This window comes from Chromohalobacter sp. HP20-39 (assembly GCF_033052815.1).
Taxonomy (GTDB): domain Bacteria; phylum Pseudomonadota; class Gammaproteobacteria; order Pseudomonadales; family Halomonadaceae; genus Chromohalobacter.
In genome coordinates, this window is the sequence record NZ_JAWHTP010000003.1 from 239,475 (window position 1) to 254,011 (window position 14,537).

General features: G+C 61.7%; 12 protein-coding genes and 1 other RNA gene. All 13 read left to right on the forward strand.

Translation table 11 applies throughout. The features are described from left to right. The first annotated feature begins 104 nt into the window (after positions 1–104). Complete coding sequence (gene rsmI / locus RVY79_RS07740; RefSeq protein ID WP_317463525.1) at positions 105–965, forward strand: 16S rRNA (cytidine(1402)-2'-O)-methyltransferase; 861 nt, start codon at positions 105–107, stop codon at positions 963–965. 66 nt (positions 966–1,031) lie between these two features. Then, an RNA gene (gene rnpB / locus RVY79_RS07745) (RNase P RNA component class A) lies at positions 1,032–1,385 on the forward strand. A gap of 97 nt (positions 1,386–1,482) precedes the next feature. Then, the gene (gene rsmH / locus RVY79_RS07750; RefSeq protein WP_317463527.1) at positions 1,483–2,478 is read left to right on the forward strand and encodes a 16S rRNA (cytosine(1402)-N(4))-methyltransferase RsmH; all 996 of its coding nucleotides are present in this window, start codon (positions 1,483–1,485) and stop codon (positions 2,476–2,478) included. 8 nt (positions 2,479–2,486) lie between these two features. Further along, a complete protein-coding gene (gene ftsL / locus RVY79_RS07755) occupies positions 2,487–2,813 on the forward strand; it encodes a cell division protein FtsL (RefSeq protein ID WP_317463529.1) in 327 nt (108 codons plus the stop codon). Further along, positions 2,810–4,522, forward strand: coding sequence for a penicillin-binding protein 2 (locus RVY79_RS07760; RefSeq protein WP_317463531.1), 1,713 nt, complete (start codon positions 2,810–2,812; stop codon positions 4,520–4,522). The genes ftsL and RVY79_RS07760 overlap by 4 nt, the downstream gene beginning before the upstream one ends. Next, positions 4,522–6,051 carry a UDP-N-acetylmuramoyl-L-alanyl-D-glutamate--2,6-diaminopimelate ligase gene (locus RVY79_RS07765; RefSeq protein WP_317463532.1) on the forward strand — a complete coding sequence of 510 codons (1,530 nt, stop codon included), beginning with the start codon at positions 4,522–4,524 and terminating at the stop codon, positions 6,049–6,051. Before RVY79_RS07760 ends, RVY79_RS07765 begins: the two co-directional genes overlap by 1 nt. Continuing rightward, a complete protein-coding gene (locus tag RVY79_RS07770; protein WP_317463533.1) occupies positions 6,048–7,406 on the forward strand; it encodes a UDP-N-acetylmuramoyl-tripeptide--D-alanyl-D-alanine ligase in 1,359 nt (452 codons plus the stop codon). Before RVY79_RS07765 ends, RVY79_RS07770 begins: the two co-directional genes overlap by 4 nt. A gap of 9 nt (positions 7,407–7,415) precedes the next feature. Then, positions 7,416–8,498, forward strand: coding sequence for a phospho-N-acetylmuramoyl-pentapeptide-transferase (gene mraY / locus RVY79_RS07775; RefSeq protein WP_317463534.1), 1,083 nt, complete (start codon positions 7,416–7,418; stop codon positions 8,496–8,498). A 1-nt stretch (position 8,499) separates the two neighbouring features. Beyond that, positions 8,500–9,867: a UDP-N-acetylmuramoyl-L-alanine--D-glutamate ligase gene (gene murD, locus RVY79_RS07780; protein ID WP_317463536.1), complete on the forward strand. Its 1,368-nt coding sequence runs from the start codon at positions 8,500–8,502 to the stop codon at positions 9,865–9,867. Then, positions 9,861–11,045 carry a putative lipid II flippase FtsW gene (gene ftsW, locus RVY79_RS07785; protein ID WP_317463537.1) on the forward strand — a complete coding sequence of 395 codons (1,185 nt, stop codon included), beginning with the start codon at positions 9,861–9,863 and terminating at the stop codon, positions 11,043–11,045. The genes murD and ftsW overlap by 7 nt, the downstream gene beginning before the upstream one ends. Positions 11,046–11,077: 32 nt before the next feature. Further along, positions 11,078–12,139: an undecaprenyldiphospho-muramoylpentapeptide beta-N-acetylglucosaminyltransferase gene (gene murG / locus RVY79_RS07790; protein ID WP_411161720.1), complete on the forward strand. Its 1,062-nt coding sequence runs from the start codon at positions 11,078–11,080 to the stop codon at positions 12,137–12,139. A gap of 40 nt (positions 12,140–12,179) precedes the next feature. After that, positions 12,180–13,592: a UDP-N-acetylmuramate--L-alanine ligase gene (murC, locus tag RVY79_RS07795; protein ID WP_317463539.1), complete on the forward strand. Its 1,413-nt coding sequence runs from the start codon at positions 12,180–12,182 to the stop codon at positions 13,590–13,592. Beyond that, positions 13,589–14,533, forward strand: a complete 945-nt coding sequence (locus tag RVY79_RS07800) for a D-alanine--D-alanine ligase (protein ID WP_317463540.1) — start codon at positions 13,589–13,591, stop codon at positions 14,531–14,533. Before murC ends, RVY79_RS07800 begins: the two co-directional genes overlap by 4 nt. Positions 14,534–14,537 lie beyond the last annotated feature (4 nt).

The window sequence follows — 14,537 nt, forward strand, 5'->3', positions numbered from 1 at the left end:
GTTCCCTTTTCCGGACGTTGTCTGGCGCAAGCGGGATCTGATGCGGACGCTAGCGACACGACGCAAGTTTTCCATTATAGGCGTCGCAACCGGGATATTAACGAATGAGCGAAGGATGTGAAGGGGTATTGTACGTGGTCGCGACGCCGATTGGGAATCTCGAAGACTTGAGTTCCAGGGCGGCTCACGTGCTTGGCGAGGTGGATTGGATAGCCGCCGAGGATACTCGACATAGTGCGCGCTTGCTGCGGCACTTGGGTATCGACAAACCAATGATCTCACTGCATGAGCATAACGAGCAGGCGCGCGTGGAAACATTGCACAAGGCGCTGGACACAGGGCAGAGCGTGGCATTGATTAGTGATGCGGGAACACCGTTGATCTCTGATCCCGGTTTTGTGGTTGTACGTGAATTGCGCGCTAGTGGTCATCGCGTCGTTCCGGTGCCGGGAGCCTGTGCCTTGATCACGGCGCTTTCAGCAGCGGGGTTAGCCACGAACCGTTTCCTCTTTGGAGGGTTCTTGCCTGCCAAGGGCGGACCGCGTCGCCAACGCCTGATGGATGCGCTAGAGCGCGAAGAAACCTTGGTCTATTACGAGTCGCCGCATCGCATTCAGGCGACACTGCAAGATATCGCAACGCTATTCGGCACGCGTCGCGTGGTCCTGGCGCGTGAATTGACCAAGACGTTCGAAACCTTTCTCGATGCGGATGCCGCGACGTTGTTGCTGTGGATGCAGGAGGATCCTAACCAGGCGCGTGGCGAGTTCGTGGTCATGGTAGCGGGCGCCGAGCCCCAGGATGACGAAACGCAAGCCTTGGCCGAAGGCGAGGCTTGGCTCGCGGCAATGCTTGCCGAAGGTGTTGGTGTCAAAGCGGCGGCGACGGTCGTGGCCGGCCGGCTCGGGGGGCGCAAGAAATATTGGTACCAATGTGCTCAAGCCCTCAAGGACGGCGATGCGTAACAATATGCCCATGTGTGGTTCGCGCGCTTGAGGGGCCTACGAGGGGCTGTTATTCTTTGCCGCTTGGGAGTCGGCCGGACAGTCGCCGCCGTGCATTGCGCGGGGGAGGAAAGTCCGGGCTCCATAGGGCAGGGTGCCAGGTAACCCCTGGGCGGCGTGAGCCGACGGAAAGTGCAGCAGAGAGTAGACCGCCTAAGCGGGCTTTGGCCCGCCGGTAAGGGTGAAAGGGTGCGGTAAGAGCGCACCGCGCGCCTGGTAACAGTGCGTGGCAAGGTAAACCCCACCCGGAGCAAGACCAAATAGGAACCCAAAGGCGCGGCCCGCGCTGGGTTCGGGTAGGTTGCTTGAGGGTCGCGGTGACGCGACCCCTAGAGGAATGGCTGTCCTCGACAGAACCCGGCTTATAGGCTGGCTCCCATTCGAATTCCAGATCTCCGGGTCTGTTCGCGTCATGCCGCGACGTCTGCCTTCGGGCGGCCCGAAACAGCGGCGGCAGGCCCCAACGCCCGAGTGATTCATGCAGCATCGTGACAATCCCGAGAAGGACACTCTTTCCGATACGCAGCATGCTGTCGGTGATCGAGTGGCTGACTACCGACACGCGAGCGTGTTGCTCGACGGTGCGGTGGACGCACTGATCACCGATCCCGATGGCAACTATCTGGACGGTACCTTCGGTCGCGGTGGGCATTCCCGCGTTATCCTCGAGCGGCTATCGCCACAGGGGCGCTTGCTGGCCATCGACCGGGATCCGGCGGCGCTGGCCGAGGGCGCCAAGCTGGACGATCCGCGCTTTTCCCTTCAATACGGTCGTTTCGCCGAATTGGGCGCTATTGCCCATGACCATGAGCTGCACGGCCGCTTGGCGGGCGTGCTGCTGGATGTCGGTGTCTCATCGCCGCAGCTTGACGATCCCTTGCGTGGCTTTAGTTTCTTGCGCGATGGGCCGCTCGACATGCGCATGGACCCTACTCAAGGGGAAAGTGCCGCCGACTGGTTGGCGCGCGTCGGCGAGCGCGAAATGATCGATGTCTTCAAGCGTTATGGCGAGGAACGTTTCGCGCGGCGTATTGCCAAAGCGATCATTGCACGCCGTGCCGAGCGCTCGATTACGCGCACCGAGGACCTGGCGGAAATCGTCAAGGCTGCGCATCCCGCTTGGGAAAAAGGCAAACACCCCGCGACGCGGGTGTTTCAGGCGATACGCATTCATGTCAACGCTGAACTCGAACAGCTAGAGGCCGCGCTCGCTGCCGCCCTTGAGGCATTGTCACCAGGGGGGCGTCTCGTGGTGATCAGTTTCCATTCCTTGGAGGACCGGTTGGTCAAGCGCTTCATTCGTGATCAAGCCCGTGGCGATACGCACTTACCACGTGACTTCCCAGTTCGCGATACGCAATTGAATCGACGCCTGGCCATGGTTGGTAAAGCGAGTCGTCCAGGGGAGCACGAGGTGGCTCATAATCCTCGTGCACGCAGCGCCGTGATGCGCGTGGCTCGGAAACTCGGCTGAGGTTGGTGATGGCGGCTCAAGGACGCAATACCGCGCCCAAGGCAAACTGGCCGTTCGCGGGTCGTCTGCGTTGGCGCCACGTTATCCTCTTGATGCTGGTTTTGATGACACTGGTCAGCGCGTTGGCCTCCATTGCCAGCACGCATCAAACACGCGTGCAGTACGCACGCTTTCAGAAATTGGAAAGCGAGCGCGATAGCTTGCAGACCGTCTGGGGGCGGCTGCTTCTCGAGGAGAGCACCTGGTCGGCTCCGGGGCGTGTCGAGAAAATCGCCACCCAGCGTTTGGAAATGCATGTGCCCGATGTCAATGACGTTGAGGTGATTCGCCCATGAGTCGCGAGCGTCAATCGAACTCGGCGCGTCGTTCACCGAACACTGGGCCGGCAGGGCGCGGTCGTTATCTTTTCATGGTTACGCTCATTGTCATTGCCTTGGGTGCGCTGGTGGGGCGTATCGCCTACCTCAACGTGATTGATCGCGATTTTCTGCAGAATCAAGGTGATGCACGCACGCTGCGGGTCGAGCCGATCAAGGCACATCGCGGGATGATCACCGATCGCAATGGAGACCCGCTGGCGATTTCCACGCCGGTGGTCACGCTGTGGGCCAACCCTCAGGAACTGCCTTCCGACCCGATTCAGTTGGCGACGCTCGCGCGTGCCTTGAATATGGAACCCGCTACGCTCGAGGCGCGTGTCGAGCGCTATTCCGACCATGAGTTCATGTATCTGCGACGACGCATGACACCGGAGGCAGCGCAGCCAGCGCTTGCACTCGATATGCCGGGGGTCTATTCCAAGGATGAATACAAGCGTTATTACCCCTCGGGCGAAGTGACCGCACAACTTGTTGGTGTGACCAATATCGATGATCAGGGTCAAGAAGGCCTAGAGTTGGCGTATAACGAGTACCTCTCGGGGCAGCCCGGCAAGCGGCGTGTACTCAAGGATCGCAAGGGCCGTCTGGTGCGCGACCTGCACTTGCTCAAGGATGCCAAGCCGGGGGGAGATCTGACATTGTCGATCGACCTGCGTTTGCAGTACATGGCCTATCGTGAGCTGAAGAAAGCGGTCGACAAACGTAATGCCGATGGCGGTTCGTTGGTCATGATGGACGCGCGTAGCGGTGAAGTGTTGGCGATGGCTAACTTGCCTTCCTATAACCCCAATAACCGAGCATCCATCGATGTTGCCGGTCTGCGCAACCAGGCGATCACCGATGCTATCGAACCGGGGTCGGTGATGAAGCCGTTGGCGATGTCGGCGGCGTTGGCGACGGACAAGGTCGATCCCGATACGGTGATCGATACCTCCCCGGGGTGGATGGTCATCGATGGGTACACGATCAGCGACTTTCGTAATTACGGCAAGCTCACGCCCGGAGGGATTCTGCTGCATTCGTCCAATATCGGGATGTCGCATATCGCCTTGAAGCTGGACAAGGACACTATCTGGAACCAGTACCGAGAGTTGGGGCTGGGCCAAGCACCAGGAACCGGCTTTCCTGGGGAGGGTAGCGGTAGTCTGCCGTCGCTGTTTGGCCTTTCACGCAGTGCACAGGCTGCCATGGCCTACGGTTATGGTATTTCATTGACGCCCCTGCAGCTTGCCAGTGCCTACACCGCGATCGCCAATGATGGGCGCCGTCTCCGGCCCTCCTTGCTGAAGCGCAACTCTCCCCAGCTCGGTAAGCAAGTCATGTCACCGAAGATCGCGCATGAGCTGCTGAGAATGATGGAGAAAATCGTTCAGCCCGATGCCGGTGGTTCGCGCGCAATGGTCGAGGGATACCGTATCGCGGGCAAGACCGGCACGGTGCGCAAGGTGACCGATGGTGGGTATCAGCAGAAAGCTTATCGAGCCTTGTTTGCGGGTATCGCGCCGGTCTCCGATCCACGTATCGTTACTGTCGTGATGATCGACCATCCCAAGGGGGATGCCTATTACGGTGGTCTGGTGGCGGCGCCGGTCTTTGGCCGTGTGGTGGGCAAGGCGTTGCGTCTTCTCGATGTACCCCCCGATCAACAGGAGATATCCGAGTGATGGAAATCGGTACGCAACGTTTGACGGATGCTCTGGCGTTACTCTGGCCATCGCACGCTACGCCTGCGTTGCTCGATGGCTGGTGTCCGTCCTCATCCACCTGTGCGATCGCTCTCGATAGTCGTGACGCGGGACCTGGAGTCTTGTTCGTGGCCGTGCCGGGCGTACAAGCCGATGGGCGTGCTTTCATCGGTCAGGCGCTGGCAGCCGGCGTGGATGCAGTGCTTTGCGATACGGATTCAATGCCGGAAGATACACCTTTGCAGGATGTACGCGTGCTTGGCTTGCCGGGCCTGAGTGGACGCCTTGGCGAACTCGGGCGTTATCTGTTCGCGGTCCCCGAGACACAGACCCTGATAGGCGTGACTGGCACCAATGGCAAGAGTTCGGTCACGCATTATATTGCTGCATTGTCGGAGGCGCTGGGTACGGCGACGGCGGTGATTGGCACCCTGGGGATCGGACGCCCCGGGCGACTTGAGTCCGCCGCGTTGACGACGCCGGGGCCGCTAGCACTGCAGGCGTCATTGGGGCGTCTTGGCGCGCAGGGCATCGAGCGCGTCGCCATGGAGGTCTCGTCGCACGCGCTCGAGCAACGGCGCGTGACAGGGTGCCGGTTCCAGGCGGCGGTATTCACCAATATCAGTCGCGATCATCTTGATTATCACGGCAGCATGGCCGCCTACGCAGCGGCCAAGGCACGCCTATTCAAGCATCGTGAACTGTCGTTGGCGGTGGTCAATGGCGATGATCGCTTGGCACCATTGATGCTCGCTGGCCTCCCCAAGGGCGTACGCGTGCTCGCTACGGGGTGCGACGAAGCCACGACCTTGCGGGTCATTGATTGGTTTCCGCATGCGCTCGGGCAGCGTGCCTTGATCGCGACGCCGGAGGGCGAGCGTGAATTGGAGTTGTCGCTGTTGGGGCGCTTCAACCTCGACAACGTCCTCCTGGCGATGACGACGCTGTATGGCCTAGGAAGCGATTTGGTGACGCTGTTCGACGCTGCCACGCAACTCGCGCCGGTGCCGGGGCGCATGCAGCGGCTAGTTGCCGATGGCGCACCCACGGTGGTGATCGACTATGCGCATACATCGGAGGCATTGCGCAATGCACTCGATGCGTTACGCGCGCATGTGCCCGCCAAGGAAGGGGCTAAGCTATGGTGTGTGTTCGGGTGTGGCGGCGACCGAGATCGCGGCAAGCGACCGCTGATGGCGCAAGCCGCTGAGGCGCTGGCCGACTGCTTGGTGGTCACCGACGACAATCCACGTAGCGAGCCGGCGGCGGCGATTCGTGACGAGATCGTGGCGGGACTCTCGCCTGACGGCCAGGCCCGCACGGAATGCGTGGCCGGGCGCGGTGCGGCAATCGAGCGTACCTTGCAGAGAGCCGGTGCTGACGACATCGTGCTGATCGCCGGAAAGGGGCATGAGACTTATCAAGACATCGACGGACGGCGCTATCTGTTCAGCGATGTCGAGGTCGCGCAAGCCGCGCTCGAGCGTCGCCGGGAGCACGAGGCATGAGCGCGATGACGCTGCACCAGATCGCCAATTGGTTAGGTGTCTCCCCCCCCGAGGTGGACGCCGAAGTGGTCCAGGTGGTAAGCGATACGCGTCGGGTCGCGCCGGGGGATGTGTTCTTGGCCTTGGTCGGTGAGCGCTTCGATGGCCATGATTTCGTGGAAGAGGCGCGCACCAAGGGAGCGGTGGGAGCGATCGTATCACGGGCCGTGGCGACCCCCTTGCCCCAGATCGAAGTCGCCGACACGCGCCTGGCGCTGGGTATGCTGGGGCGCGTTCGACGGCGCACCTGGTCGGGCGAATTGGTGGCGGTCACCGGTAACAGCGGCAAGACGACGGTCAAGGAAATGTTGGCGTCGATCCTGTCACGTTCGCAGCCGACCCTGTCCACGCGTGCCAATCTTAATAATGATATCGGCGTGCCGCAGACGTTACTGGCGTTGTCGCCGGCGTATCGCCGCGCGGTCATCGAGGTGGGGGCCAACCATCTGGGAGAAATCGCCTGGACGACGGCTCTGGCGTCCCCCGATGTGGCTGTGATCACCAACGTCACGGGCGCGCATATCGGCGAGTTCGGGGGGCTCGGGCAGATCGCTCAGGCCAAGGCGGAAATCCTGCAGGGATTACCGCCCTCGGGCACGGCGGTGCTCAATCGCGATGATCGGTTTTATCCGCTGTGGCGCGAACTGGCAGGCGAGGCCGAGGTGTTCGATTTTGGGCTCGAGTCCACGGCGCGTGTGCACGCCGTGGCGCTGGCCTGTGACGACGCCGGGCGTTATGCTTTCACGCTATCCGTGGATGGTGACCCGCTGGGTCGGGTCCACTTGGCCCTGCTAGGACGCCATAATGTGCTCAATGCGCTGGCCAGCGCGGCAGCGGCATGGGCACTGAGCGTTTCGGGCGAGGATATCGTCGCTGGGCTCGAAGCCTGCCAGGCAATACCGGGGCGCATGACATGCGTGCCTGGTGTGCGCGGCTCGCGCTTGCTGGACGATACCTACAACGCCAATCCCGGTGCGGTTCGCGCCGCCTTGACGGTGCTGGGCGGTATGCCTGCGCCCCGCTGGTGCTTCCTGGGCGCCATGGGGGAGCTCGGCCGCGACAGCGAACGTTTGCATGCCGAGCTGGGCCATGCGGCACGAGAACTGAAGATCGACTTTCTCGGCACGTTCGGTGCCGATGCCCGCCCTGCGGTGGCGGCATTCGGCGATTCGGCGTGTCATTTCGATGATTGGGCGACGCTCGTGCGTTACGCCCACGACCATCTCCCTTCCGGGGCCAGTGTGCTGGTCAAGGGATCGCGCAGCGCCGGCATGGAACGCTTGATTGCCGAGCTGCGCACGGATGCACCAAGGTGAACGCGACTCATGCTGCTTTTCCTGGCTGACTTTTTGGCGAACTTTCAAAGCGCCTTCAACGTTTTCAACTATCTGACCCTGCGCGTGATCCTGGGGACGCTGACTGCCCTCATGCTGTGCCTGTGGTTGGGACCACAGGTCATTCGGCGTCTTGTCGAGCGCCAGATTGGTCAGGCAGTGCGCGACGATGGGCCGCAGTCGCATCTGTCCAAGGCCGGTACGCCGACCATGGGCGGCGCGATGATCCTCATTGCCATTGCTATCAGCACCCTGTTGTGGGGGGATCTCACCAATCACTATGTCTGGTTGGTGCTGGCCGTGACGCTGGGTTTCGGTGCCATCGGTTGGGTCGATGATTATCGCAAGGTCGTAGAGAAGAACCCGCGTGGCTTACCGGCACGCTGGAAGTATTTCTGGCAATCGGCCATTGGGCTCGGTGCGGCGTCAGTGCTTTACTTGACGGCCGCTAGCCCTGTCGAAATCAGCTTGATCGTGCCCCTGTTCAAGGACGTCGTGGTACCGCTGGGCCTTTTCTACATCGTCTTGACCTATTTCGTCATCGTCGGCAGTTCCAATGCGGTCAACCTCACCGACGGCCTCGACGGCTTGGCGATCATGCCCACGGTGCTCGTGGCCATGGGGTTGGCGATCTTCGCCTATGCGAGCGGCAATACCGTCTTCGCACAATATCTGCATATTCCCTTGATACCGGGTGCCGGAGAGTTGGCCGTGTTCTGCGGGACGATCGCGGGGGCCGGCTTGGGATTTTTGTGGTTCAACACCTATCCCGCTCAAGTGTTCATGGGCGATGTCGGGGCACTGGCTCTGGGCGCGGCATTGGGCGTGGTCGCTGTCATCGTGCGCCAGGAAATCGTGCTGTTCATCATGGGTGGCGTTTTCGTGATGGAGACGGTCTCGGTCATGCTGCAGGTGGGATCCTATAAGCTGACGGGGCGACGCATCTTCCGTATGGCGCCGTTGCACCACCATTTCGAACTCAAGGGGTGGCCCGAGCCTCGAGTGATCGTGCGTTTCTGGATCATCACGGTCGTGCTGGTCTTGATGGGGCTAGCCACGTTGAAGATTCGCTGACATGACCAAGGTGCCTGCTGCCTATACGCTGATCATCGGGCTAGGTATCTCCGGCCAGGCGATCGCGCGGCATCTGACCCGTCAGGGGGTGCCCTTCATGATCGCCGATACGCGTGAGGCGCCCCCTGGCCTAGATGCCTTTAGAGACGTCTATCCCGACGTCGAAGTGGTGTGCGGTCCGCTACAAGCGCTGGATATGCGCGAGGCGCATGAAATCGTGGTCAGCCCGGGAGTCGATTTGCGTACGCAGGGGCTTGTCGAGCACCTGAACGCCAAGGGCGAAGGCCCGTATGTGGTCGGTGAAATCACACTTTTCGTGCGTGCGTGTCGCGCCCCGATAGCAGCGATCACTGGCTCCAATGCCAAGTCGACGGTGACTACGCTGCTCGGTGAGATGGCAAGGGAATCGGGCCGGCGCGTCGCAGTCGGGGGAAACCTTGGGACACCGGCGCTCGACTTGCTTACCGAGGTTCCGGACGCTGAGTTGTTCGTGCTCGAACTCTCCAGCTTCCAACTAGAAACCACTGCTTGGCTGGGCGCCGAGACGGTGGCTTTTCTCAATTTGTGCGAAGACCACCTGGATCGTCACGGCGACATGCATGGTTACCAGTCGGCGAAGCGGCGCATTTTTCGCGGCGCGCGCCATGCCGTCGTCAACGCCGACGATGCTGCTACATGGCCCGATGCCCAGGTAGACGATGTAGTGCGTTTCACAACGCGCTCTCCCGCAGGAGAGGATTGGGGTATCGATGCGCATGGCGGAGATGCATGGCTCGTGCATGGCGCCTCGCCGATAATGTCGACGCGTAGCGTACGCATGCCCGGGCGACATAACCATGCCAATGCCCTGGCGGCGCTGGCGATGGGGACACGATTGGGGCTGCCACTGGCAGCGATGCGTCGCGTACTCGAGCGCTTTTCCGGCTTGCTGCATCGGAGCGAGTTGGTCGTCGAACGCGATGGCGTGCGCTGGATCAACGACTCCAAAGGCACCAATGTGGGCGCGACATTGGCGGCGATTGAAGGGGTGGGGCCGGTCCTCGAGGGCCGCCTGATTCTGTTGGCGGGCGGTGACGGCAAGGGGGCAGATTTCATGCCACTGGTCGAGCCGCTGAGGCGCTATGCGCGCGAGGCCGTCGTTTTCGGGCGCGATGCTCAGCGTCTCGAACGTGTCATCTCCAGGTCGGTGCCGGTTACCCGCGTTGCCGACCTCGAGGCCGCCATGCGCCGGGCGCAGGCCATCGCAGACGTCGGCGATGCCGTCCTGCTGTCGCCTGCCTGTGCTAGCCTTGATCAATTTCCCCATTATATGGCACGCGGTGACGCCTTCCGACAGTGGCTGAAGCAGGACGGAGTGGCGGCATGCTAGCGCGATGGAAAAAACGACTTTCCACCCAAGGACAAACCACCGATGGATGGTTGCTGTTGACGACCGTCTCACTCTTGTTGGTCGGCTGGGTGATGGTGACCTCGGCATCGTCGGAGATTGCGACCAGTCTCACCGGCAACCCCTACTATTTCAGCATTCGCCACGGCATTTTCGTGCTCTTCTCGAGCGTTCTTGGCTTGGTGGCGTTGTGCATACCGCTCGAGCGCTGGCGCGCCTGGGGGCCGGGGCTGCTGCTGTTGGGGATCGTGCTGCTTATCGCGGTGTTGTTCATCGGTGACGAGGTCAATGGCAGCAAGCGCTGGATTTCCCTAGGGATTATCAATATCCAGGCATCGGAAGTCGCCAAGTTGTGTCTAATCGTTTACTTCGCCGATTACTTGCAACGTTACCTGCCCGAAGTGCGTCGTGACTGGGGGGCCTTCTTGCGCCCGTTCGTGGTACTCGGGGTGTACGTGGCCCTTTTGATCTTCGAACCGGATTACGGGGCCATCGTGGTGATCGGCAGTTGCATGATGGGCATGCTGCTGATGGCGGGGGCGCCGTTGGGCCGTTTTGGTCTGGTCGTGATCGCAGCCGTGGTCGCCGGTGGCTTGCTCGCCGTGTCCGAGCCCTATCGCCTGGAGCGTATTACCAGTTTTGCCAATCCCTGGGCTGAACAATACTCCAGCGGCTATCAGTTGACGCAGGCCTTGATCGCCTTCGGGCGTGGGCACTGGCTGGGCCTGGGCTTGGGTAATAGCATTCAGAAACTGTTTTATCTGCCCGAGGCGCATACCGATTTCGTGTTTGCGGTACTGGCCGAAGAGCTGGGGCTGGTCGGGGCCGTGGGCGTGGTCTGTCTCTTCGCACTGCTGATCTTTCGTGGGTTTCGCATCGGGCGCAAGGCCGAATTGCGAGGCTGGGCCTTTTCCGCCTGCCTGTGCTACGGCATCTCGCTGGTGTTCGGGGCGCAGGCATTCATCAATATCGCCGTCAGCACCGGTATGTTGCCGACCAAGGGCTTGACCTTGCCGTTGTTGAGTTATGGTGGCTCCAGCCTGGCGGTCAGTTGTGTCATGGTCGCCTTGCTGTTTCGCGTCGATGCCGAACTGCGGGCCAAGACGCGGGCCACCCAGGCGGCACGCCAAGCCAAGAAGCAAGAACGAGGAGAGCGCTAGTGCCTCACCAGCAAGTGTCCCGTGTTCTGATCATGGCCGGAGGGACCGGTGGTCATGTGGTGCCCGCGCTATCGCTGGCCAAGGCGCTGCGCGAACGCGGTGTCGTGGTGGAATGGTTGGGCAGCCCTCGGGGAATCGAAAACCAATTGGTGCCGGCGGCGGATATTGCCTTGCACCGTGTGGAGGTCTCTGGTCTGCGCGGCAATGGGGTCGCCGGTTGGCTGTTGGCCCCATGGCGTCTGGCCAAGGCCATCTGGCAGGCACGTCAAGTGATCGCGACATTCGACCCGCAACTGGTGGTCGGGCTGGGCGGCTTCGCCAGCGGCCCTGGCGGGCTGGCCGCCTGGTTGATGCGCCGGCGTTTGATCATTCATGAACAAAACGCCTTGGCTGGAATGACCAATCGTTATCTAGCGCGTCTGGCGGATCGCGTCTATGCCGCGTTTCCAGGTGCGTTCGGCGCACGCCAGATGGAGGTGGTGGGAAACCCCGTGCGCAATGACATCGCGACGCTGGGCGAGACACCGCGCGATGTCGAGACGCTTCGTACGCGCCCCTTGCGGTTGCTGGTATTGGGCGGCTCGTTGGGCGCGCAGGCACTGAATACGAATGTGCCCCGGGCCGTGGCGGAGTTGCCACCGGCTCGTCGCCCCGACGTACGTCATCAAGCGGGGCGCGACAAGGAAATCACGACGCAAGCGGAATACGCTGAGGTGGACGTCAGCGCGGAGGTCAGCGACTTCATCGACGACATGGTGGCAGCCTATGAGTGGGCGGACTTGATTGTATGCCGCGCTGGGGCTTTGACAATCGCCGAGCTCGCCGCAGCGGCCAAACCCTCGGTATTGGTGCCGTTTCCGCATGCCGTCGATGATCATCAGACACTCAACGCGCGGCAATTGGTCGATGCCGGGGCCGCGCGTTTGATGCCACAGGAACAACTGTCGGCGGCGAGTCTCGCCGAGACGTTGGCGGCACTTCTCGAACCCGAGACCCTGGCCACCATGGCGATCGCGGCACGCTCCGAAGCACGCCTGGACGCGATCGAGCGCCTGGTGGCGGGATGCATGGAGACTAATTTTGACAGCGAATAACGTTTCCGGCGCAACCCGCCCGAACCGCACCGGATTGGGCATGCGCCGCATTCATAATATTCATTTCGTGGGTATCGGCGGCGCTGGCATGTGCGGGATCGCTGAAGTGTTGGCCAATCAGGGCTATACGGTCAGCGGCAGCGACCTGCGGGAGTCGCCGGTCACGCGGCATCTGCGCGATTGCGGCATCCGCGTGTGCATTGGACACGTCGATGAACATGCCCAGGGAGCCGATGTTCTGGTCGTTTCCACAGCGGTCGACACCGAGAATCCAGAGATTCGTTGGGCGCGTGAGCATCGCATTCCCGTGGTACGGCGTGCGGAAATGCTCGCCGAGCTGATGCGCTTTCGCCATGGCATCGCCGTGGCAGGAACGCATGGTAAGACGACCACCACCAGCTTGACGTCGACTCTGCTCGGCGAGGGGGGGCTCGATCCGACCTTCGTGATCGGCGGCAAGCTGACCAGTGCCGGCGCCAACGCACGCCTGGGCGAGGGCGATTACTTGGTGGCCGAGGCCGACGAGTCGGATGCGTCGTTCCTGCACTTGCAGCCGATGGTGTCGATCGTCACCAATATCGATGCCGACCACATGGCAACCTACGCGGGTGATTTTTCAAGGCTCAAGGATACCTTCCTCGAGTTCTTGCATAACCTGCCTTTCTACGGGCTGGCAGTGCTGTGTCTCGACGATGACAACGTGCGCGGCCTGATTCCGCGCATCCAGCGCCAGTTCGTGACCTACGGTTTCTCCGAGGATGCCGATTACCGCTTGTGCAATTTCGTCCAGCGCGGTGGCGTGGTGCACTTCACTGCCGAGCGTCCGCCGGGCATGGCACCCCTCGAGATCGAGTTGGGTATGCCGGGCCGTCACAACGCCCTCAATGCGCTTGCGGCGATTGCCGTAGCCAGCGATGCGGGCGTCGATGACGCCGCCATTCAACACGGACTCGCCAACTTTGCTGGAGTGGGGCGGCGCTTCCAGGTACATGGACATTTCCCGGCGCCGGCCGCCGAAGGCGAGGTCATGCTGGTCGATGATTACGGCCACCACCCGCGCGAGGTGGAAATGGTCATCGACGCGGTGCGTGCAGGCTGGCCCGAGCGTCGCCTGGTTATGCTGTACCAGCCGCATCGCTATTCGCGTACGCGAGATCTGTACGAGGATTTCGTGCGTGTTCTCTCGGGCGTGGATACGCTGTTGCTACTGGATGTCTACAGCGCTGGGGAAGCCCCGATTCCAGGCGCGGAGGGCCGGACACTGGCCGGTTCGATTCGTCAACGGGGTCAGGTCGATCCATTGTTCGTCGAAAGCAAGCAGGAACTGCCAACGCTGTTGTCACACGTGCTGCGCCCCGACGACATCCTGATTACTCAGGGCGCTGGTGACATCGGCGGTATTTCGTTGCGCCTGGCTGGCTGCCGGTTACATCTGGATGGAATGGAATTATGAATGACAGCGTGACGAAAAAGGGCTCGAAGCACCCGCATCTGGGGCGAATCGTCGTGGTATACGGTGGCCGTTCCGCCGAGCGTGAAGTGTCGCTGCTCAGTGGTCGCGCGATCCTTGCATCGCTAAAGCGCAGCGGCGTCGACGCACGTGGGTTCGATTTCGCCGGGGGCGGGTTGAGCGGCCTCGAGGCGCTTGCACCGGAATATGTCTTCATCGCCATGCACGGTCGGGACGGCGAGGACGGCTCCTTGCAGGGCGCTCTGGAGCTGCTGGATATCCCCTATACGGGTAGCGGCGTGCTGGCTTCTGCGCTGGGTATGGACAAGGAACGCACCAAACAGTTCTGGCGTGCCCATGGCTTGCCCACGCCGGAAAGCGTCATGCTGAAGGGCCAGGTGGACTGGGACGCGGTGATTGAAGCTCTGGGGTTGCCGTTGATCGTCAAACCGGTACACGAGGGCTCGACGATCGGGATCAGCATTGTCGACACCCGCGAGGAATTGATCGCCGCCCATGCCGAAGCAGCGCGCTTTGACAATGCCATCATGGCCGAGCGTTTCGTGCAGGGCGAGGAATATACCGTGTCGCTACTCGGCGACAAGGTGTTGCCGGCGATTCGTGTCGAGGTGCCCAGCGGCTTCTACGATTACGAAGCCAAGTATCATTCCGACACTACCCGTTATTTGCTGCCGTGTGGGCTCGAGGCCGCCGATGAGCGAGCGCTGGGAGAGCTGTGCCGCCGCGCGTTCGAGGTGATCGGCGGTAGCGGCTGGGGGCGTGTCGATGTGATGCGCGATGCGCAGGGACGCTTCTGGCTACTCGAGGTCAACACGGTGCCGGGCATGACCGACCATAGCTTGGTGCCGCAAGCGGCGGCGCATGCCGGGCTCGACTTCGATGCCTTGGTGTTGCGGATTCTCGACACCACGGTCGACGAGTGACGCA

What these genes read in the sequence shown, in the direction of transcription:
- RVY79_RS07770 (WP_317463533.1), top strand. Translation starts at nt 6,048, where the DNA reads ATGAGCGCGATGACGCTGCACCAGATCGCCAATTGGTTAGGTGTCTCC.
- RVY79_RS07760 (WP_317463531.1), top strand. Translation starts at nt 2,810, where the DNA reads ATGAGTCGCGAGCGTCAATCGAACTCGGCGCGTCGTTCACCGAACACT.
- rsmH (WP_317463527.1), top strand. Translation starts at nt 1,483, where the DNA reads ATGCAGCATCGTGACAATCCCGAGAAGGACACTCTTTCCGATACGCAG.
- mraY (WP_317463534.1), top strand. Translation starts at nt 7,416, where the DNA reads ATGCTGCTTTTCCTGGCTGACTTTTTGGCGAACTTTCAAAGCGCCTTC.
- murD (WP_317463536.1), top strand. Translation starts at nt 8,500, where the DNA reads ATGACCAAGGTGCCTGCTGCCTATACGCTGATCATCGGGCTAGGTATC.
- ftsL (WP_317463529.1), top strand. Translation starts at nt 2,487, where the DNA reads ATGGCGGCTCAAGGACGCAATACCGCGCCCAAGGCAAACTGGCCGTTC.
- murG (WP_411161720.1), top strand. Translation starts at nt 11,078, where the DNA reads ATGGCCGGAGGGACCGGTGGTCATGTGGTGCCCGCGCTATCGCTGGCC.
- RVY79_RS07800 (WP_317463540.1), top strand. Translation starts at nt 13,589, where the DNA reads ATGAATGACAGCGTGACGAAAAAGGGCTCGAAGCACCCGCATCTGGGG.
- RVY79_RS07765 (WP_317463532.1), top strand. Translation starts at nt 4,522, where the DNA reads ATGGAAATCGGTACGCAACGTTTGACGGATGCTCTGGCGTTACTCTGG.
- murC (WP_317463539.1), top strand. Translation starts at nt 12,180, where the DNA reads ATGCGCCGCATTCATAATATTCATTTCGTGGGTATCGGCGGCGCTGGC.
- rsmI (WP_317463525.1), top strand. Translation starts at nt 105, where the DNA reads ATGAGCGAAGGATGTGAAGGGGTATTGTACGTGGTCGCGACGCCGATT.
- ftsW (WP_317463537.1), top strand. Translation starts at nt 9,861, where the DNA reads ATGCTAGCGCGATGGAAAAAACGACTTTCCACCCAAGGACAAACCACC.